The 18,057-nt window shown below is 30.3% G+C and carries 20 protein-coding genes; 2 read left to right on the forward strand and 18 right to left on the reverse strand.

Annotated features, from left to right (window positions below; all coding sequences use genetic code 11):
- The first annotated feature begins 69 nt into the window (after positions 1-69).
- Entirely contained in the window at positions 70-579 is a 510-nt protein-coding gene (lolA, locus tag FBE87_RS04625; protein ID WP_002894186.1) for a LolA-like outer membrane lipoprotein chaperone, read from the forward strand.
- Here lolA and FBE87_RS04630 read toward each other — a convergent pair.
- The gene (locus FBE87_RS04630) at positions 576-1,310 is read right to left on the reverse strand and encodes a hypothetical protein (protein WP_002853278.1); all 735 of its coding nucleotides are present in this window, start codon (positions 1,308-1,310) and stop codon (positions 576-578) included. The genes lolA and FBE87_RS04630 overlap by 4 nt on opposite strands.
- Before the next feature lie 9 nt (positions 1,311-1,319).
- Positions 1,320-2,663 (reverse strand): ATP-dependent DNA helicase Pif1, encoded by a 1,344-nt coding sequence (pif1, locus tag FBE87_RS04635; RefSeq protein WP_002853306.1) that lies wholly within the window; start codon positions 2,661-2,663, stop codon positions 1,320-1,322.
- Between the two features lie 48 nt (positions 2,664-2,711).
- Between pif1 and FBE87_RS04640 the strand changes: the two genes are divergently transcribed.
- Positions 2,712-4,058 (forward strand): SH3 domain-containing C40 family peptidase, encoded by a 1,347-nt coding sequence (locus FBE87_RS04640; RefSeq protein ID WP_002868323.1) that lies wholly within the window; start codon positions 2,712-2,714, stop codon positions 4,056-4,058.
- 11 nt (positions 4,059-4,069) lie between these two features.
- Here the strand turns inward: FBE87_RS04640 and FBE87_RS04645 are convergent, their stop codons facing one another.
- The 16 genes from FBE87_RS04645 to rpmH all read right to left on the reverse strand — a co-directional run bounded on the left by FBE87_RS04645 (position 4,070) and on the right by rpmH (position 18,052).
- Positions 4,070-4,942, reverse strand: a complete 873-nt coding sequence (locus FBE87_RS04645) for an N-carbamoylputrescine amidohydrolase (RefSeq protein WP_002853261.1) — start codon at positions 4,940-4,942, stop codon at positions 4,070-4,072.
- Positions 4,939-5,826: a cation diffusion facilitator family transporter gene (locus FBE87_RS04650; protein ID WP_002871737.1), complete on the reverse strand. Its 888-nt coding sequence runs from the start codon at positions 5,824-5,826 to the stop codon at positions 4,939-4,941. Before FBE87_RS04650 ends, FBE87_RS04645 begins: the two co-directional genes overlap by 4 nt.
- Complete coding sequence (locus FBE87_RS04655; protein WP_002859225.1) at positions 5,823-6,800, reverse strand: agmatine deiminase family protein; 978 nt, start codon at positions 6,798-6,800, stop codon at positions 5,823-5,825. The genes FBE87_RS04650 and FBE87_RS04655 overlap by 4 nt, the downstream gene beginning before the upstream one ends.
- A gap of 97 nt (positions 6,801-6,897) precedes the next feature.
- Complete coding sequence (locus FBE87_RS04660; RefSeq protein WP_002860707.1) at positions 6,898-7,332, reverse strand: META domain-containing protein; 435 nt, start codon at positions 7,330-7,332, stop codon at positions 6,898-6,900.
- Between the two features lie 15 nt (positions 7,333-7,347).
- Positions 7,348-7,467, reverse strand: coding sequence for a hypothetical protein (locus FBE87_RS09360; protein ID WP_002886201.1), 120 nt, complete (start codon positions 7,465-7,467; stop codon positions 7,348-7,350).
- Between the two features lie 15 nt (positions 7,468-7,482).
- Entirely contained in the window at positions 7,483-8,016 is a 534-nt protein-coding gene (locus FBE87_RS09365; protein WP_002867433.1) for a methyl-accepting chemotaxis protein, read from the reverse strand.
- A gap of 456 nt (positions 8,017-8,472) precedes the next feature.
- Positions 8,473-8,934 carry a hypothetical protein gene (locus tag FBE87_RS09370; protein ID WP_100621713.1) on the reverse strand — a complete coding sequence of 154 codons (462 nt, stop codon included), beginning with the start codon at positions 8,932-8,934 and terminating at the stop codon, positions 8,473-8,475.
- Between the two features lie 98 nt (positions 8,935-9,032).
- Positions 9,033-10,565: a bifunctional phosphoribosylaminoimidazolecarboxamide formyltransferase/IMP cyclohydrolase gene (gene purH, locus FBE87_RS04680; RefSeq protein WP_002900032.1), complete on the reverse strand. Its 1,533-nt coding sequence runs from the start codon at positions 10,563-10,565 to the stop codon at positions 9,033-9,035.
- A 2-nt stretch (positions 10,566-10,567) separates the two neighbouring features.
- Positions 10,568-11,338 carry a DnaJ family molecular chaperone gene (locus tag FBE87_RS04685; RefSeq protein ID WP_100621714.1) on the reverse strand — a complete coding sequence of 257 codons (771 nt, stop codon included), beginning with the start codon at positions 11,336-11,338 and terminating at the stop codon, positions 10,568-10,570.
- Entirely contained in the window at positions 11,335-13,521 is a 2,187-nt protein-coding gene (purL, locus tag FBE87_RS04690; protein ID WP_100621715.1) for a phosphoribosylformylglycinamidine synthase subunit PurL, read from the reverse strand. The genes FBE87_RS04685 and purL overlap by 4 nt, the downstream gene beginning before the upstream one ends.
- A 10-nt stretch (positions 13,522-13,531) precedes the next feature.
- Positions 13,532-14,860, reverse strand: a complete 1,329-nt coding sequence (mnmE, locus tag FBE87_RS04695) for a tRNA uridine-5-carboxymethylaminomethyl(34) synthesis GTPase MnmE (RefSeq protein ID WP_002868328.1) — start codon at positions 14,858-14,860, stop codon at positions 13,532-13,534.
- Complete coding sequence (locus FBE87_RS04700; RefSeq protein ID WP_002859220.1) at positions 14,853-15,671, reverse strand: Jag N-terminal domain-containing protein; 819 nt, start codon at positions 15,669-15,671, stop codon at positions 14,853-14,855. The genes mnmE and FBE87_RS04700 overlap by 8 nt, the downstream gene beginning before the upstream one ends.
- Positions 15,668-17,260, reverse strand: a complete 1,593-nt coding sequence (gene yidC / locus FBE87_RS04705) for a membrane protein insertase YidC (protein WP_002871743.1) — start codon at positions 17,258-17,260, stop codon at positions 15,668-15,670. The genes FBE87_RS04700 and yidC overlap by 4 nt, the downstream gene beginning before the upstream one ends.
- Positions 17,257-17,598 carry a membrane protein insertion efficiency factor YidD gene (gene yidD / locus FBE87_RS04710; protein WP_002853395.1) on the reverse strand — a complete coding sequence of 114 codons (342 nt, stop codon included), beginning with the start codon at positions 17,596-17,598 and terminating at the stop codon, positions 17,257-17,259. Before yidD ends, yidC begins: the two co-directional genes overlap by 4 nt.
- Positions 17,595-17,921, reverse strand: coding sequence for a ribonuclease P protein component (gene rnpA, locus FBE87_RS04715; protein ID WP_002853349.1), 327 nt, complete (start codon positions 17,919-17,921; stop codon positions 17,595-17,597). The genes yidD and rnpA overlap by 4 nt, the downstream gene beginning before the upstream one ends.
- Complete coding sequence (gene rpmH / locus FBE87_RS04720; RefSeq protein ID WP_002776864.1) at positions 17,918-18,052, reverse strand: 50S ribosomal protein L34; 135 nt, start codon at positions 18,050-18,052, stop codon at positions 17,918-17,920. The genes rnpA and rpmH overlap by 4 nt, the downstream gene beginning before the upstream one ends.
- Positions 18,053-18,057 lie beyond the last annotated feature (5 nt).

Genomic DNA, 18,057 nt, shown 5'->3' on the forward strand with positions numbered 1-18,057 from the left:
CATTATAACGATTATTTAATTAAAATTAGCTAGAATGACATAAAAAATATATTTTTTTAAGGAAAATAAATGAAAAAAACATTCTTGATATTTTTTATTTTTATAGGACAACTTTTTGCCCTTGATCTTAATTTTAATACCTTTTCAAGCAATTTTACCCAAATAGTGAAATCCAAAAACTCTACACTTTCTTATTCTGGGCATTTTATACTGAGCAAAGATCAAGCATATTGGAGTTATGATACTCCTAGTAAAAAAGAGATTTATATCAACAAAAATCAAGTAACCATAGTAGAGCACGATCTAGAACAAGTCATTTTCTCTCATCTTGATAACATTCCAAATCTTAATGAAATTTTCAAAAAAGCAAGTCTTATAGATAAGGATAAACTTGCAGCAAAATATGATAATATAAACTATACAATTAAGCTTAATCAAGAGCAAATTCAAAGCATATCCTATAAAGATGAATTTGAAAATGATGTTATAATCAATCTAAACAATCAAATTAAAAATCCAAAAATCAACTCCGATATTTTCAAGGCAAAAATTCCGCAAAATTATGATATAGTTCGCTAATTTTGCGTTGAATTCTCATCAAGCTTTATATCATAGCCTGTTTGTGGCAAATGATAAGGCTTGCTTGCGTTATTTTCTTTGAATATTTGTGGAGGATTGGCGATTAAATCTCTTTTAATTTTTTCTTCTATATCTGGAGTCATTTTAGGTGTATTTAAATTATCTATATTGATTTCTCCATTGTCATTTTTATTTTCTTCATCTGGATCTTTGAAAAGCTGTTCAACTTGCTTGACTTCTAAATTTGGAACACTAGGAGTTGGGATCTTTTCAACACTAGGAACTTGAGTTTTAGGAACTTCTAAGTTTTCAAGTGCTTTTTTTACCTCGCTACCCATACCCTTCTCTTTAGCCTCAGTACTTTCTAAAAAGCGTTTAAACTCCTCTAAATCAAATTTTTCCACTCCACTTAAAGATATGATATATATATCATCTAGTTTAATCTTATATTTCTTATCTAAAAATTTTTCTAAAGTTTTTTTAAAATTATTTTTTCCAATTTCTGTAAAAATATCTTCATAAAAAAACCCTGAAATTACTGTATTTACAGCATCAATTAACTTATTTTCATTTTCTTTTAAATTATTCCCATCAAATTCCAAAGAAATTTCAACTTTTTTAAGAACATTTGCTCCACTTTTAGAATACAAATCTGTTCTTATTTTATCTATTTCAAGATTTTGAGCATTTAAACTCAAAACCAAAAAAACACTTAAAAATATTTTTTTCATTTAATGCCTTTAAATGATTTGTTCTTGTATTTCGAGATCTAAAAAATTATGTTTTTTATAAAATTCAATCACATTAGAATCTATTTTTAAAATATTAGCAAAATAAAATCCAAAATTTATCTTTTTTGTAGAATAAATTTTTAAAGTATTTGGGTTTGTAGCGCGAGAAAGAGCGACATAAAGCTGTCCATTTTCAAAAATATGATCAATATCACACACTAATTTTTCAATACTCATACCTTGTGATTTGTGTATAGTAATAGCATAAGCTAATTTAATAGGAAACTGTGTAACACTTGCGAGAATATTAACAACAAAATCTTTACCTGATTGCTCAAGTTCTTCCATGAAAAAAGTATAAGGTTCAAGTAAAATTTTCATCCCATTATTTTTAATAATGCTAATATAAATTTTCTCCTCTTCATAAAGAATATCTTCTATAATGCCTTGCTCTCCATTATAATAATTCTTATCCCAATTATTTACGCAAAAAATAATACGAGCGCCTATTTTAATATTTAATTCTTCCAATATATTTAAGCTTCTAATCCAAGAATCAAGCTCTTCATCTTTTATTCTCTTATCTTCTTTTTTAACCTGAGCCTTAAAGCATACAAGCGGGGTCTCAAGTTTGCTTAATTTTTCTTGATTGATATTGTTTACTTTTTTATTGATACCACAAAGTAAAGTATAATCATCTTCTAAATTTTCTAATTCTTTATAATCAATTCGCAAAGATTCAAAAAAGCTTAAAATTTTTTCATCTAAAAAACCTTGTCTAATCAAAGATAAATGGTTATAAAATTCCATATTTTGCGTTCTTTTAGGTTGAGAAAGTTTAATATTCTTAAAATTTAAATCTTGCCAAAAAAATGAAGAAAAAGCATAATAAGAATGGTTAAATAAAGTTTCTTTTTTTTCTTTAATTACTGGAGGCAGTTGAAAAAAATCTCCAACAACTAAAATTTTTCCATTAAATTGAGAATTTTTAAGTCTAAAGCCTATCATTTCAAAAACATTTGCACTAACCATGGAAATTTCATCGATAATAATAAGCTCAATCGTTTTTAAAAGCTCTTTAAGTTTTGTTAATTTTTCTTTTTGTTTTTGATTGCGATCCAATACACTTAATTTCATCATATCATCACAATACCCTAAACAAAAAAAGCTGTGTAAAGTAACACCGCCTATATTAAACGCCGATAGAGCACTAGAACCAAGAGCTATGGCTAATTTTTTTTGTTTTCTATAAGATTTGATAAGCTCATTTGTCAAAAAGCTTTTACCAACTCCAGCACCACCACTTAAAAAAACATTATCATAAGCTAAAATTTTTTCTAGTTTATCAAACATTATATTTCCTTGGCTTTAATTATAACTATTTTTTCTAAAAGGTTGATTATGAAATCTTGTTTATATTTTACTTTTATAGTGCTATTTTTAACAGCTTGTTCAACAAAAAATTTAACTTCACTTCATCGTGAAAATTTAGAACAAAAAAATGAAAATCAACATTATGCAAAACTTGAATACGAACAAAATGTAAACATTTTGCCACAATTTGCTTACGATATTAATTTTGATGCAAAACGATATAAAAAATATTTCTTTAACCCTTGGCATGATTCATTTAAAAATTACAAAGGACAAAATATTTTTTGGTCCTTTCCTTTATATTTAAATTCAAAAAATACTTATTATTTTTTCAATAAACAAATTATTCCACTTTCATGGTTTAAAAACGCTATAAATAACGCAAATATCCAAGAATTCGGTAAACTTAATCAAAAAGCTTTAATTATCCAAAATACAATCATTAAAAATCTTCCAACCCAAAGAGCTATCTTAAAAAATCCTTTTTTTGAAAATGAAGGAATTCCTTTTGACTATGCAAGCGATGGCATTTTAAATACTGGAGCCCCTGTCTTAATTTCACATTTTAGTAAAGATAAGCGTTATGCTTTTGTTTTAGGTGAAGCTGGATTTGGATTTGTTGAAAGTAAAAATTTGGAATTTTTCTCAAACGATAGAGCGAAAATCTATGAAAATCTCAACTTTATCACACCACTAAAAGAAAAATTTGCTATCTATAGCGAGGATGGTAAATTTTTATTTGAAAGTAGAATTGGTGCTATCTATCCTTACTACAAAGAAGATAAAAACTATTTTTATGGAAAAATAGGTTCTAAAAAATATAAAATTTCTAAAAAAGATGTATCTAAATTTCCTTTACAATTCAATGATAAAAATTTAAAAAATCAACTTTCACAAGTTTTAAATTTGCCTTATGGCTGGGGCGGTTATAATTTTGAAAGAGATTGTTCTTTACTAACTCGTGATATCTTTTCAGCTTTTGGACTTTATCTACCAAGAAATTCAGCTGCACAAAAAAATTCTTTTAATCATTTTGATATAAGCACTCTTAGTAATTCTCAAAAAAAAGATTTTTTAAACCGCTTTGGGAAAGCTTATCTTAGTTTACTTTATTTACCTGGACATATTATGCTTTATGCAGGGCAAATTACAGATAATAATATTGCCATACATAATATATGGGGCTTAAGAAAAGATGCAACCCAAAGACTTCTCATAAGTTCTAGCGTCATCACTTCTTTAGAAATAGGAAAAAATGAAATTTTAGAAGATAATTTGCTTTTATCAAGACTTAAAGAAATAAGTTTTATAAATTTAAACGAACAAGAAAAAGAGCAAATAAAAAGCTATCTTGAAAATATACAAAACAAATAAGATTTATTGATTTAATCAATAAATCTTTTAGTTAAATCTGTAAAATATTCTATGCGTCTATCTCGCAAAAAAGGCCACCAACGACGCACATTTTCACTTCTTTTTTTATCTATTTCTATGATTTTTACACATTCGTTTTGAGAATCTAAAAGACAAAGTTCTTCACCTTGAGGGCCAAAAACAAAAGAATTTCCCCAAAATCTAATGCCCTCTTCTACCCCGCTTACATCTTTTTCAAAACCTACTCTATTGATAGCTACTACATATAAACCATTAGCTATAGCATGTCCTTTTTGTACGCCAAGCCAAGCATTGAGCTGTCTTTGTTTTTCTTCATCTTTATCCTTATCAAACCAACCAATTGCCGTGGGATAAATAAGAATCTCAGCTCCTTTTAAAGCCATAATTCTTGCTGCTTCAGGATACCACTGATCCCAACAAATAAGCACTCCAAGCTTACCTAAACTTGTATTTATAGGTTCAAAACCCAAATCTCCAGGAGTAAAATAAAATTTTTCATAAAAACAAGGATCATCGGGTATGTGCATTTTGCGATATTTGCCTGCTATAGAACCATCTTTTTCAAAAACCACTGCAGTATTATGATAAAGTCCGGCACTTCGTTTTTCAAACAATGAAGCAATAAGCACTATTTGATTTTTTCTAGCTATATTTGCCCAAAATTTCACATCTTTTTCATAATCATTAGCATAGTCAAAAAAATCCACATTTTCACTTTGACAAAAATACTCACTTTGATGAAGTTCTCCTAAGCAAACAAGCTCAGCTCCTTGTTTAGAGGCTTCTTCTATAAATTCGCAAGTTTTTTTTATAGTTTGTTCTTTATTTAAATGAAATTTTTGTTGTATTAAAGCGATTTTCATTGTCTTTGCCTTTCTTGTTCTGCATCATCATAAGGATCTAAATGAATTTGTATATCCCATTTTTCATTTTCAAACATCTTACGCACACCTTCTTCTATTTCATCTGAAATTTTATGCGCATTTAAAAGCGAAATTATAGGGCAAAAAACCAAATGCACGCTTAAATAATTACAACTTGGAGTTTTACGCGTCTTTAATTCATGATAGGAAATTATTTCAGGATTATTAGAAATCAAAGTACAAATTTTATCCACTTGTTCCTTAGGTAAAGCCTCATCCATTAAAAAAGCTAAAGCTTTTTTAATGATTTTAAAAGCAGAAAATGCCGTATAAAGACTGATCACTATCCCAAAAATAGCATCAATAATATGTAAATTTGTAAAATAAATCAAAACCAAAGCCCCTAAAGTACAAGCATTGGTTAAGCAATCTGTTTTGTAATGCAAAGCATCACTTTCTATAATCAAACTTTTGGTTTTTTTAGCTACATAATTTAAAAAAAGTACAAGAAAAAAAGTCATAATTAAAGTAAAAATCATCACATAGATGCTTGAATTTAAATCTTTAATTTCTTCTTTATAATAAATCTTTAAAATACTCTCATAAAAAATAAAAATCCCCACGCCAACTATAAAAACACCTTCTAACAAACCCATTAAAGCTTCAATTTTAGAAAAACCAAAATTATAATTTTCATTCGCCTTTTGTGAGCTTTTTTTAAGAGCCAAAAAATTAAAAGCAGAAATAGCAAAATCCATTAAAGAATCAATCGCACTTGAAAGTACTGCAACAGAACCACTTGTTAAGCCTACTATAAATTTAACCAAGGCTAAAACAATGGCACATAAACTTGCTACAAGAGTTGCTTTTTTTTGCAAACTCATCTTAAACCTTTGAAACGATTTTGACAAGAACAATGCAAAGAACCGTTTTGTCGTAAAAACACTCTTGCATCTACTCCTATAATTTTATGACTAGGTAAAGCTTTAGAAAGTCTTTTAGCTATGATTTCATCATTTTTATCCTTATAAAAAGGCACAATTAAAGCATTATTTATAAAAACAAAATTCGCATAAGTTGCGCCCAATCTTCTTCCTTCATAGTATAAAGGATTAGGTATAGGAAGTTCTACTAAATCAAAGCCTGTTTTTTTAAGCTCTTCTTTCATTTTTTGCAAAGGCAAATAATGTTCATCCTCTTCATCTTCACAAATACAATGTGCTATGGTATTTTTATCTATAAATCTTGCTAAGGTATCGATATGATGATCTGTATCATCACCTTTTATGAAACCATTTTCTAGCCAAATAATTTGCTTTAAACCAAAAATTTCTTTTAATTTTATATCAATTTGGGTTTTGTTTAGATGAGAATTTCTATTTTCATTTAAAAGACAATGAGAGCTTGTAAGCATCACACCCTCTCCATTAAAGTCAATACTTCCTCCTTCTAAAATAAAATCAACCTTTTTAAGTTCCTCTTTAAATTTTTCTTTAAAAAGCTTAGAATTTACAGCATTATCAAGCTCACTTTGAAATTTATTTCCCCAAGCATTAAAAGTAAAATCAAGAGCCTTTAAACGACCATTTTCTATTATATCTATAGCTCCAAAATCACGTATCCAAGTATCATTGGTATCACATTTAAAATACTCTACATTTTTTATATCTTTAAAATTTTCAAAATCACTCTGTTTAGGAGCTATAAGTAAAACTTTTTGAAATTCACTCACTGCTTTTACAAATTCTTTATAACTTTGCAAAATTTCCTCTAAATAGGGATTCCAATCGCTTTTTTCATGGGGTAAAGAAAGCATGAGGTATTCTTGCTCACTCCATTCAGGAATTGATTTTATCATTTAACTACCTTTTTGATAATAAAATTATAATTGTATCATTTTTTAGACTTTTGTCAAATTTAAGAAGATTACCTCGATATTTCGAGGCTTTAGGGTATTATTTAAAAAAGATCTTCATTTCATCATTACTTAAAACAAGTTTTCCATTTTCATTTGAAATTTTAAAAATTCCTTTGAAATTTGAAAGGAAAGAATTTTCAAAATCCATTACATCCATTGGATGACAAAGCATTTGAGTTGAAGCTACGCGATCACCTTCGATTTGCAAAGTATCCGCCTTAGTTTGGTAAGAACCAAAAAAACGATTACACCCTGAATAACCATAAAATTTATTATTTTCAAAACTAATATTTGGACTTTCCTCTGCGTTTTTTGGATCAAAAGTTTTACCATTAACTATAATTTTTTCTATTTTGAAAAGCTGATTTTGTACAAGTTCATTATTACCTTTAGAAGTAGATGAAGTAACAGAAGTACTAGCACAACCTGCAAAAAAAGTTGCAGCTAAAGCAATTTGAAGCGTTTTTTTCATTTTATTCCTTTAAATTTAAAATTGGTTAAGTTCGCTTTCGAGATTATGACACACTATTTTTAACTCATCTACAACTTGAAGTAGAATTTTAGAAATTTCTTCATTCTTTTCACTTACTTCAACATTTTCTTGCATACGAGAAAGTAAATTTTATATATTCTCTTGGGAAATTTTTATTTTTTCAGTACATTGAGTTACCAAAGCCCTAGCATCTTCGTTACATAATTTAACCTCATTAGCATCATCAACCAATAAAGCGGTGTCATCATTTAAAGCTTGTATACTTTGAGTATTTTTCTTTAATTCTGCGTTAACCTCATTAATACTTTGCAAAAGCTCTTTTGTAATTTGAGCTACATTTCCCAAAAATTCTTCACTGTTCTGAGCCAACTGCCTATCATCCTCAGCAATTACAGAAAAACCTAGTCCAAATGCACCAGCCCTAGCTACTTCTATGTCAGCATTTAGGGATGGTAATTTTGTTTTATCTGCGATCTTATCCATCATTTGAGTTGCTTTTTGTATATTACCTGCTTGATTGACCATGTTTTCAACTTTTTTAGCCAATTCATTTTCATTTTGGGATACTATTGATACTTTATTAGCAACATTAAACAAAGATTTAAGCATTTGCTCTAATAATAAAAAGGATTTTTCATTGGCACTATTTGCCTTATTTGACAAACTAGCAAGTTCTCTAAGTTCATTGCCAACATTTGCACCAAGTTTAAAACTTTGATCTATTTGCTTATGACTTTGTGAACTGATATCACTTAAAAAATAGCATTTGAATTTAAAAGATTGCTTTGTTTTTCTACATTTTTTAAATTATGACTTGCACTGCTAACTGCCTTGTGAGTTTTTTCGATAAATTGATTGATATATCCACAAGCTAAAGCAATTTCATCTTGACCTTTAACTGAAATACGAGCTTTTAAAATTGCTGCTTCCTTGAGCTAATTCTTTAGCATGATTTAAAAGCTCTAAAACGGGCTTTCCAACAACAACTTTAAGTATTAAAAGAACCACCACAAAGGGTAAAAATCAAAGCAATAGTAAATATTATAATATAAGATTGACCGGTTTTGCTTATATCTTTTTAAACACCTTCTAAAGAATGTAATATATCCATAACCCCAATCACACTTCCTGTATTAGCATTTCATGACAAGTAACACAACTTTCATCTGCAATCAAAGGGCGTATCAATCTTAAATACACAACACCATTTATATTTTCTTCCAAAGCTTGAATTTCAGGATTTGAAAATTGTTCTATAATACGCTTATCATTTGAAATTTGAGGGGCTTTCATCTCAAAAAGATCTATAGTATCTTTTGAAGGATAAATTTTAATATCACTAATACCCTCTATACTTTTTACATCTTCAATGGCTTCTTTAATTTTTTCAGGATCTCCTAAATTCATAGCCATTCTCATTGTTTGAAAAACAGAAGTACTTACGGTATTTAAATTTGCCCTGCTCATTTTATTGGCAGTATTTTTAAAATCCAAATTTAAAATCACTTGCATTACAATGAAACTTATAAGCAACACCACAAAAATTGCAGCAGAAACCTTAAATCCTATAGTTTTAAACATCATAGTTTCCTAAAAATAAAATTTTTCGGAAATATTTTACACATAATTTATTTAATTTTTATTGAATTATGTGTAAAAAACATAACATTTCATTAAACTTAATGTAAGAAATGTCTTACTCCTGTAAAATAAAGCGCCATACCATACTCATCAGCCGCCTTTACCACTTCATCATCTCTTATACTTCCGCCTGGTTCTACTATAGCTTTAACCCCTACTTTACTTGCTTCATCTATGCTATCTCTAAAAGGAAAAAAGGCTTCACTTGCTAAAACGCAACCTTGCAAATCAAGCCCCATTTCTTTAGCTTTAGCGATTGCTACCTTTGCTGCATCGATTCTGCTTGTCATACCCATGCCTATAGCCACCATAGCGCCATTTTTTACATAAACAACATTGTTTGATTTAGTAAATGCTGCTATTTTCATGGCGATTTCAAGATCTTTTAATTCTTCCTTACTTGCCTCTCTTTGACTCATAAGCTTTGCATTTTTAAACTCATCTTCGCCAACTTCATCGCTATTTTGATATACAAAACCCCCATCAATATGTTTAAAATCATATTTATCAAAACTGCGGATTAAAAACGAGCTTTCTTGAGTGAAAATTTTAATGCGTTTTTTACCTTCAAACACAGCTAAAGCTTTTTCATCTACATTGGCTGCGATGATTACTTCTACATAAATTTCATTGATTTTATTTGCTAAAGCCTCATCAAGAGTTCCATTGATTGCAACCACTCCTCCATAAGCACTAACGCTATCGCATTTTAAAGCATGTATATAGCTTTGTACTAAATTTTCTTTTATAGCAAAACCGCAAGGATTTCCATGTTTTACTATAGCAATAGCTGGAGCTTTATCGAAACTACTAGCTAAATTTAAAGCTGCGTTAATATCGGTTAGATTATTAAAACTTGCTTCGCCTTTAAGGGCTTTGAAATTTGCACTAAAAAAGGCATCAAACTCGTATAAAGCCCCTTTTTGATGTGGATTTTCTCCATATTTTGTATCAAATACTTTTTGTCCTACTATAAATTTACTCGCTCCAAAACCTCCGTTAAAGCGTTCATTCATATAATTTGCAATATAAGCATCATAATTTGCCGTATGCTCATAAGCTTTTATCATCAAATTTAAACGAAAATTCTCATCAATTTGACCTTTTTTTAAAGTCTCGATGACTTTTTCATAATCAAGCGGATCGCAAAGTACCATCACATCTTTATAGTTCTTTGCTGCACTTCTTATCATCGCAGGCCCACCTATATCGATATTTTCTATAATTTCATCAAAATCATCACTCATGATAGTGGTTTTTTTAAAAGGATATAAATTCACACAAACTAGATCAATTCCTAAAATTTCATTTTCTTTTGCTTGTTTGATATGATTTTCATTGCTTCTTTTGTGTAAAATTCCACCATGAATCTTAGGGTGTAAAGTCTTTACACGCCCTTCAAAAAGCTCAGGACTTTTTGTAAAATCACTCACTTCCATAACTTTTATTCCATTTTCTTTTAAAAACTTAAAAGTCCCACCTGTTGAAAGAATCTCAAAGCCTAAATTTTCAAGCTCTTTGCCAAATTCTACTATACCTTCTTTATCACTCACACTAAGCAATGCTCTCATTTTTACCTTTCTAAATGTTTTTTAACTTTTTCGTAAGCTTCGTTGATTTTTTGAAATTTCCCTACACCGATTTTAAGCTCTTCTTCACTAACATTGTTTGCATTTAAAATATCAGGATGATATTTTTTTGCTAAATTGCGGTATTGTTTTTTTACCGCATTTAAATCTGCATTATTTGGAAGTTCTAAAATAGTAAAAGCTTCATCAAGACTTAATTCTTTTTTAGAACTTTTTAAATTTGAAAGACTTGCTATAAAAGCGTCTAATTCGCTTTTTGCTATATCAAAGGCTTTAGCGATTTGCTCTAAAATTTCACGCTTTTTAGCATTAAAATCTGCATCGATTAAAGCCATAAAAACAAGCACACGCAAAACATTAAAACGCTCATTTTTAGGTAAAGGCACTTCTTTTAAAAAATCTTTTGCCACATAAAAAGCATCACTTAAATTTTCTTTATGTTCATTAAAACTTGCTTTTAAAAAAGCTCTTTCTTTTTCATCTTTGGCATTTGCATCTAAAAGATCTTTGATCATTTCAGCTTCATTTTCACTTACTCTGCCATCGCTTTTTGCAATTTTTGCCAAAAGTGCGATAACATAGTAATTCATACGCCTTTTAAACTCATCCATTCTTTCTTCCATAACCCCACGAGCAAAACCCTTAGCAAAGCCTTTGGCTCCTCTTGTAGCTGAGTTTAAAAAATCCTGTTTTCCCCAAGTTTTATAATACCAGTAAAACACCAAAATAACGAGTATAATTAAAACTAAAGTCATTGGATTTGCTCTTTAAAACTTTCAAAATAAAGTTTGTCAAGTTCAGCCTTGCTTAACTCAATGTTATCAAGTTTAAAATGTTTTTGGCTTGTACTCACACCTAATTTATAAGCTTTTACTCCAAATTCTTTAGCTAAATTTAAAAAAGCTTCTTCATTTTCTTTGCTAAGCCCTACTATAGCACGACTTGCACTCTCATCAAAAATCATTTTTTCATCATCAAAACCACTTGTTAAATTTACACCCACACTAGAAATAGCAAACATTTTTGCCAAAGTCATAGCAATACCCCCTATTCCTACGCTATTGGCACACTCAAGTAAAGAATTTTGATTGGCTTTATAAAGCAAATCCCAAAGTGCAATTTCAGCTTTATAATCAAGCTCTTTAAGACTTCCTGATACTTTTTTATCTTGGATTTTCATTACCATAGATCCGCCAAATTCCCCTAAACTTTCACCCAAAAGATAAACACTTAAATTTTCTTTTTCAAAACTAGCTTTTAAGGTTTTATTTGCATCTTCTAAAACCCCTACGCTTACTATAGTAGGACTTGGATAAATACTTACGCCTTCAGTTTCATTATAAAGTGAAACATTGCCGCTTACTACTGGGGTATTTAACTCTTTACAAGCTTCTTTAATGCCTTCGCAACCTTGTGCAAATTGCCACATCACTTCAGGATTTTGCGGATTTCCATAATTTAAACAATCACTTATTGCCAAAGGCTTAGCCCCCGTGCAAGCAACTTTTCTTCCTGCTGAAGCTACCGCTAAAGCTGCTCCTATTTTAGGATTTACATAATTTAAGCGTGAGTTACATTCTATAGCCATAGCCACACTTGCACCACTTTCTTTGATACGAATGGCACTAGCACCTAATCTTCCATCAGCTTTTATAGTATTGGTTTGCACACTTGAATCAAATTGATCATAAATAAAAGCTTTGTTGTTAATATTTTCATTTTGAAGCATTTGTATAAAAAGCTCTTGAATGCTTAATTTTAGCTCAAATTTATAATCTTTAATTTCACTTAAATATTTTGGCTCACTTATAGGACGACTTAAAATCGGCGCTTTTTCACTTAGAGGCTCGATAGGAATAAGCCCTACAAGCTCATCATGCCAAAAAAGCTCCATTTTTCCTGTATTGGTAACTTCACCTATAACCACAGCATCTAAATCCCATTTTTTGAAAATTTCTATAACCTTATCTTCATAGCCTTTTTTCGCACAAATAAGCATTCTTTCTTGAGACTCGCTAAGCATTAACTCATAAGGAGTCATACCGCTTTCACGTATAGGAGTTTTATCTAAGTAAAGTTTCATGCCACTGCCACTTCTTCCTGCCATTTCAAAAGAACTTGAAGTAAGCCCTGCAGCACCCATATCTTGAATACCCACAATATAATCAGTTTTAAAAAGCTCTAAACAAGCTTCCATAAGAAGTTTTTCACTGAAAGGATCGCCAATTTGCACTGTAGGACGCAAAGATTTGCTTTCTTCATTGAAGCTATCACTTGCCATAACCGCTCCACCAAGTCCATCACGCCCTGTTTTTGAACCCACATAAATCACAGGATTTCCTACACCTTCAGCCTTAGCATAAAAGATATCTTCACTTTTACAAACCCCTAAAGCAAAGGCATTAACTAAGATATTTCCATTAAAACACTCATCAAAAGCACATTCTCCGCCTATAGTTGGCACACCCATGCAATTTCCATAATGAGAAATTCCATTTACCACACCTTTAACAAGGTATTTTTGATGTTTGCCGCATTTTTCATCATGAATATTGCCAAATTTTAAAGAATTTAGCCCTGCAACCACTCTTGCACCCATAGTAAAAACATCACGCAAAATTCCCCCTACTCCCGTAGCCGCACCTGCAAAAGGCTCGATAAAGCTAGGATGATTGTGACTTTCTACCTTAAAAACTGCTGCCATACCTTGCCCAATATCAATAACCCCTGCGTTTTCTCCTGGGCCTTGAATCACCCAAGGTGCTTTAGTTGGAAAACCATTAAGATATTTTTTACTGGATTTATAAGAGCAATGCTCGCTCCACATCGCAGAAATAACCCCAAGTTCTAATAAATTTGGCTCGCGTCCTAAAATTTCTAAAATTTGTGCATATTCTTCATCACTGATTTTATGTGCTTTTATGGTTTCTTTGTTCATTTTTATCCTTTCATTTTCCTAAACAAAAATTACCAAACATTTCGTCTAAAATTTCATCTCTTTGAAAATCTTTGGTAAATCTTGCAAGTTCATTAATCGCTAAATTAAGCTCAAAAGCAAAAAGTTCTAAAGAACTTTCCTCTAAAAGCCCTTTAGCTCTAAAAATCGCTTCACTTGAAATTTTACAAGCATTAATAAGATCTAAAGAACTTACCATAATACCTTCACTATCAAAAGAATTAAGATAATTTTGCAATTCTTCTTTTAACAAAGTGATGTCTTTTTGAGCACTAAGCTTGATAAAATTTTTATTTTGAGTATTTTTGAAAACATTTTCTAAATCACTTTTATTTAAAATCCAAAAGATTTTTTTATCAGTATTTGCTAGCAATTCAAAAATTTTCCCATCTTCTTTATCTTGCACTCTTGAAGCATCAAAGACTGCTAAAATAATATCTGCATCTTCTAAACTTTTTTTACTTAAAGCTACGCCGATTTGTTCTATAACATCTTTACTTTCCCTAATACCCGCTGTATCTATAATGCGTAATAAATGCGTTCCTAATTTAAAGCTCTCTTCTATAGTATCACGAGTGGTGCCTGCTATATCTGAAACAATAGCTCTTTCATAAGAAAGCAAGGCATTTAAAAGCGAAGATTTGCCTACATTTGGCTTACCTACAATAGCGATTTTAAAACCTTCTATGAGTCCTTTTTTGCTTTGAGAAAGCGTATAAATTTCTTTTAAAATTTTAGAATTTTCTTCACACATAGTAGAAATTTGTTCTAATAAATCAGAAGGTAAATCATCATCAGCATAATCAATACTAGTTTCTACAAAAGCTAAAGTTTTAACCAAATCTGTGCGAATTTTTTCTAAAAGTTCTCCTAAGTTTCCTTGCATGTTGCGTGCTATAATTTTAGCTGCAAGTGCAGATTTTGAAAGTATGAGATCTTGTATATTTAAAGCTTTTAAAGGAGTCATTTTGCCATTTAAACACGCTCTTTTGCTAAATTCCCCTGCTAAAGCAAGTCTTGCTCCTAAACTCACAAGTTCTTCAAGTAAAACTTCACTCACACTAAATCCTCCATGAGTTTGAAACTCTACTATATCTTCCCCTGTAAAACTATAAGGGGCTTTAAAATATATCATTATAGCTTCATCGATAATTTCATTATTTTGATTAAAAAGTTTTGTAAAAGTAGCATGGCGTGGGGTAAGTTTGGTTTTGTGGCTAAGCTTTAAGGCAAATTCTAAAGCCCTTTCACCGCTTAATCTTACAATAGAAATCGAACCCACACCATGAGCTGTGGCAATAGCCGCTATAGTATCACTCATCTTTTTTGAAAAAGTCGTTTATTACAACAAATCTTTGATCATTATTTTGCTTAATTCCTACATACTTATCTGGAAATTCAGCTCTTAACTGCTCTAAAGCGATTTTTATCAAAACCCCATCTAAAGGTTTGGTTTGTCCGCGTCCATGAATTTTAATTTTTTCAATCACGTTTTGTAAATAAAGCTGCATACCTTGAATTTGATTTTCTAAAAATTGAGCGATCTCAAGGCGCACTAAAAGATTATATTTTAAATTGATCCAATTATGTAAAAGATAAGAAATAGCCTTGTAACGATGTGCTTCTTTACCTATCATCAAAGCAGCATCTTCCCCATCCAATCGAATCAAAACGCAATCTTCATCATACATTCTAAGTTCACTAAGCTCTATTTTAAACTGGGAGCTTTCTAAAAGTTTTACAAGCTGAATGCGAATCTCATCTAAAATATCCTGAGTATTACGCACTCCTTTGCTTTCTCGATGAAAACTATCAAAAATTTCATCACTTTTTACTGTATATTTTTCTTTTTGGCTTTTATTTTTTTCATTTTTTGTTTCAATCTTGTTTTCTTGTTTTGGCTCATGTGTTTCTGGTTTGTGATTTTTTGAACTTGTAAATTCTTTTTTAGGATTTTTTTTCAAAATCCTTTTTTTTGCTTTAGCCTCTATAATTGCCTTTTTTCTTCCAAATCCAAAAAAACCTTTTCTTGGATGCTGAATAATCTCATATTCTAAGTCCATCACAGAACATTCTAAACTTCTTGAAGCTTCTGTTAAGGCACTTTGAAGATCAATGGCTTCGATTTTCATTTTTCATGCTCCGCTTGTTTTTTGTGATGTTCTTTAGCAAATATTTTATTGATAACCCATTGTTGAACCAAAGAACAAAGGTTATTTACAAACCAATAAAGCGTAAGTCCTGCTGGGAAAGTGATAAAGAAAAAAGTAAAAATCACTGGTAAAAATTTCATAATCTTAGCTTGCATAGGATCTTGTATAGTCATAGGTGTAATAAGTTGTTGTAAAAACATCGTTGCACCCATTAAAATAGGCAAAATGAAATAAGGATCCATTACCGATAAATCATGTATCCAAAACGCCCAAGGAGCTGCTTTTAGCTCAATAGCATTAAGCAAAACGCGATAAATAGCAAAGAAAATAGGAATTTGTAAAAGTATAGGCAAACAACCACTCATAGGATTTGCACCATGTTTTTTATAAAGCTCCATCATGTGCATATTCATTTTTTGTGGATCGCCTTTATAACGCTCTCTAATATCTTTCATTTTAGGAGCAAGATCTTTAAGTTTATTCATAGAAATCATAGACTTATAAGTTAGCGGGAATAAAATAATACGCACAATTAAAGTCATCACAACGATAGCCCAACCCCAATTTCCTATATACTGATGCAAGAAATTCAAAAACTCAAACATAGGCTTAGCAATAAAAGTAAACCAACCATATTCAACAACTGCTTCAAGGCGTGGATCTATACTTCTTAAAATCACATGTTCTTTAGAGCCTATATAGCCCCCTGCTTTAAATTCATTATCACTATAAGCAAAAACTATAGGGTTTTGATTAGCATCCTTGCTGATTGCCACATTTAAAGGTTTATCAAAATTATAAAAGAAAGTTGCATAGTATCTATCAAAAGCCGAAGTCATTACGACATTATTAGCACTTTCATCCTTTTCTACATCTCCATCTTTATAAGTTTCGATGGTTTCTTTATTATCCATTACCAAAGCACCATGAACTGTATAACTATCTACGGCAATATTTGGACGATATCCTGGACTTATAAAATAATTTGCATTCTTGCTGAGTTTAACTTCTATCTCATAATTTCCTTTTGGATAAAAAGTAATATCTTTTTCGATTTTCAATCCAGAAAGATTTTGAGTGAGTTTTAAAACTTGACTTCCATTTTCATCAACAAAAAGATTGCTAGCGTTAGCAACATAAGGAATTTTAAAAGCCTCTGAGTTAATACTTGGATCACTAAAACGCATTTCTAAAGGATAAGGACTATTTTCCTTGCTAACAAGATTTATAAATTCTCCTTTCTCATTTTGGTATTTTCTATCTTTTAAATAAAAAGCAGAAATTCTACCAAAAGAGTCAATTTGTGCTTCAAAATGCTTGCTTTGAACCTTAGATATCACACTATCTTGCGAAACTAAAGCCGCGCTTGGAGTATTTGTGGTGGCATTTTGTATATTAGGAGTGTTATTTATGCTTGTGTTTTGTTGATTTTTTTGTGTAATGTTTTGTTCTATTTTTAAAGGTTGCTTTGGAATGAAAAAATAATCATAAATAACAAAAAATAAAAAAGAAATCACAACAGCTAAAAGTATACGCTTTTGCTGAAAAATATTATTTGAATTATTCACTGATTTGTCCTTTTAAAGATGATTTTTATAAGATAAAAACTTTTATTTTTATAAGGTATATATAAAAAACAAAGTTGTTTTTCTGCTAAAAATATAGGCTTAAAACATAAATTTATAGGATAAAAATTTTTAGAAACTCTAGGATAATCAAAACCCCCTTTAAAAAAAGGGTTGCATCTTAAAATTCTAAAAAAAGTAGAAAAAAAAGCTAGAAAAAAATTCTTTTTTTGAAACTGCCAAAGCGCATACTCAGAACAACTAGGATAATACCTACAAGCAGCGGGTTTTAAAGGGCTTAAGAATTTCTGATAAAAACGGAGTATTTTTAGGCATATCATTTGAAACATTCTAGTTTTTTCAATCCCCATTTTAGATTTTTTTCTAACCTAGAAAAAGAAAGTTCAGTGATTTCATTTTTAGCTACAAAAATATATTTGCCATCTTGAAGATATCTTTCAAACTTAGCAAACAAAGCTCTTAAAATTCGTTTTGAACGATTTCTAACCACTGCTTTTCCAACTTTTTTACTAGCAACAACTGCTATTTTTTTTTCATAACTATTCAGATAAAAAATGATCACACCTTCGCAATGCCATTTTTTGCCTACTTTATATACAGATGAAAATTCCTCGTTTGTGCTAAATTTATCAAAATTTTTCACACAGCAAGTCTTTTTCTACCTTTAGCGCGTCTTGCATTGATCACTTTGCGACCATTTTTAGTTTTCATACGAACACGGAAACCATGAGTGCGTTTTCTTGGAGTACCATGCGGCTGATAAGTTCTTTTCATTTGAT

Source organism: Campylobacter sp. CFSAN093246 (assembly GCF_012889415.1).
Taxonomy (GTDB): Bacteria; Campylobacterota; Campylobacteria; order Campylobacterales; family Campylobacteraceae; genus Campylobacter_D; species Campylobacter_D jejuni.

Coding starts and splice junctions, on each gene's coding strand:
- lolA (WP_002894186.1), top strand. CDS start 70: ATGAAAAAAACATTCTTGATATTTTTTATTTTTATAGGACAACTTTTT.
- FBE87_RS04630 (WP_002853278.1), bottom strand. CDS start 1,310: ATGAAAAAAATATTTTTAAGTGTTTTTTTGGTTTTGAGTTTAAATGCT.
- pif1 (WP_002853306.1), bottom strand. CDS start 2,663: ATGTTTGATAAACTAGAAAAAATTTTAGCTTATGATAATGTTTTTTTA.
- FBE87_RS04640 (WP_002868323.1), top strand. CDS start 2,712: ATGAAATCTTGTTTATATTTTACTTTTATAGTGCTATTTTTAACAGCT.
- FBE87_RS04645 (WP_002853261.1), bottom strand. CDS start 4,942: ATGAAAATCGCTTTAATACAACAAAAATTTCATTTAAATAAAGAACAA.
- FBE87_RS04650 (WP_002871737.1), bottom strand. CDS start 5,826: ATGAGTTTGCAAAAAAAAGCAACTCTTGTAGCAAGTTTATGTGCCATT.
- FBE87_RS04655 (WP_002859225.1), bottom strand. CDS start 6,800: ATGATAAAATCAATTCCTGAATGGAGTGAGCAAGAATACCTCATGCTT.
- FBE87_RS04660 (WP_002860707.1), bottom strand. CDS start 7,332: ATGAAAAAAACGCTTCAAATTGCTTTAGCTGCAACTTTTTTTGCAGGT.
- FBE87_RS09360 (WP_002886201.1), bottom strand. CDS start 7,467: ATGCAAGAAAATGTTGAAGTAAGTGAAAAGAATGAAGAAATTTCTAAA.
- FBE87_RS09370 (WP_100621713.1), bottom strand. CDS start 8,934: ATGTTTAAAACTATAGGATTTAAGGTTTCTGCTGCAATTTTTGTGGTG.
- purH (WP_002900032.1), bottom strand. CDS start 10,565: ATGAGAGCATTGCTTAGTGTGAGTGATAAAGAAGGTATAGTAGAATTT.
- FBE87_RS04685 (WP_100621714.1), bottom strand. CDS start 11,338: ATGACTTTAGTTTTAATTATACTCGTTATTTTGGTGTTTTACTGGTAT.
- purL (WP_100621715.1), bottom strand. CDS start 13,521: ATGAACAAAGAAACCATAAAAGCACATAAAATCAGTGATGAAGAATAT.
- mnmE (WP_002868328.1), bottom strand. CDS start 14,860: ATGAGTGATACTATAGCGGCTATTGCCACAGCTCATGGTGTGGGTTCG.
- FBE87_RS04700 (WP_002859220.1), bottom strand. CDS start 15,671: ATGAAAATCGAAGCCATTGATCTTCAAAGTGCCTTAACAGAAGCTTCA.
- yidD (WP_002853395.1), bottom strand. CDS start 17,598: ATGATATGCCTAAAAATACTCCGTTTTTATCAGAAATTCTTAAGCCCT.
- rpmH (WP_002776864.1), bottom strand. CDS start 18,052: ATGAAAAGAACTTATCAGCCGCATGGTACTCCAAGAAAACGCACTCAT.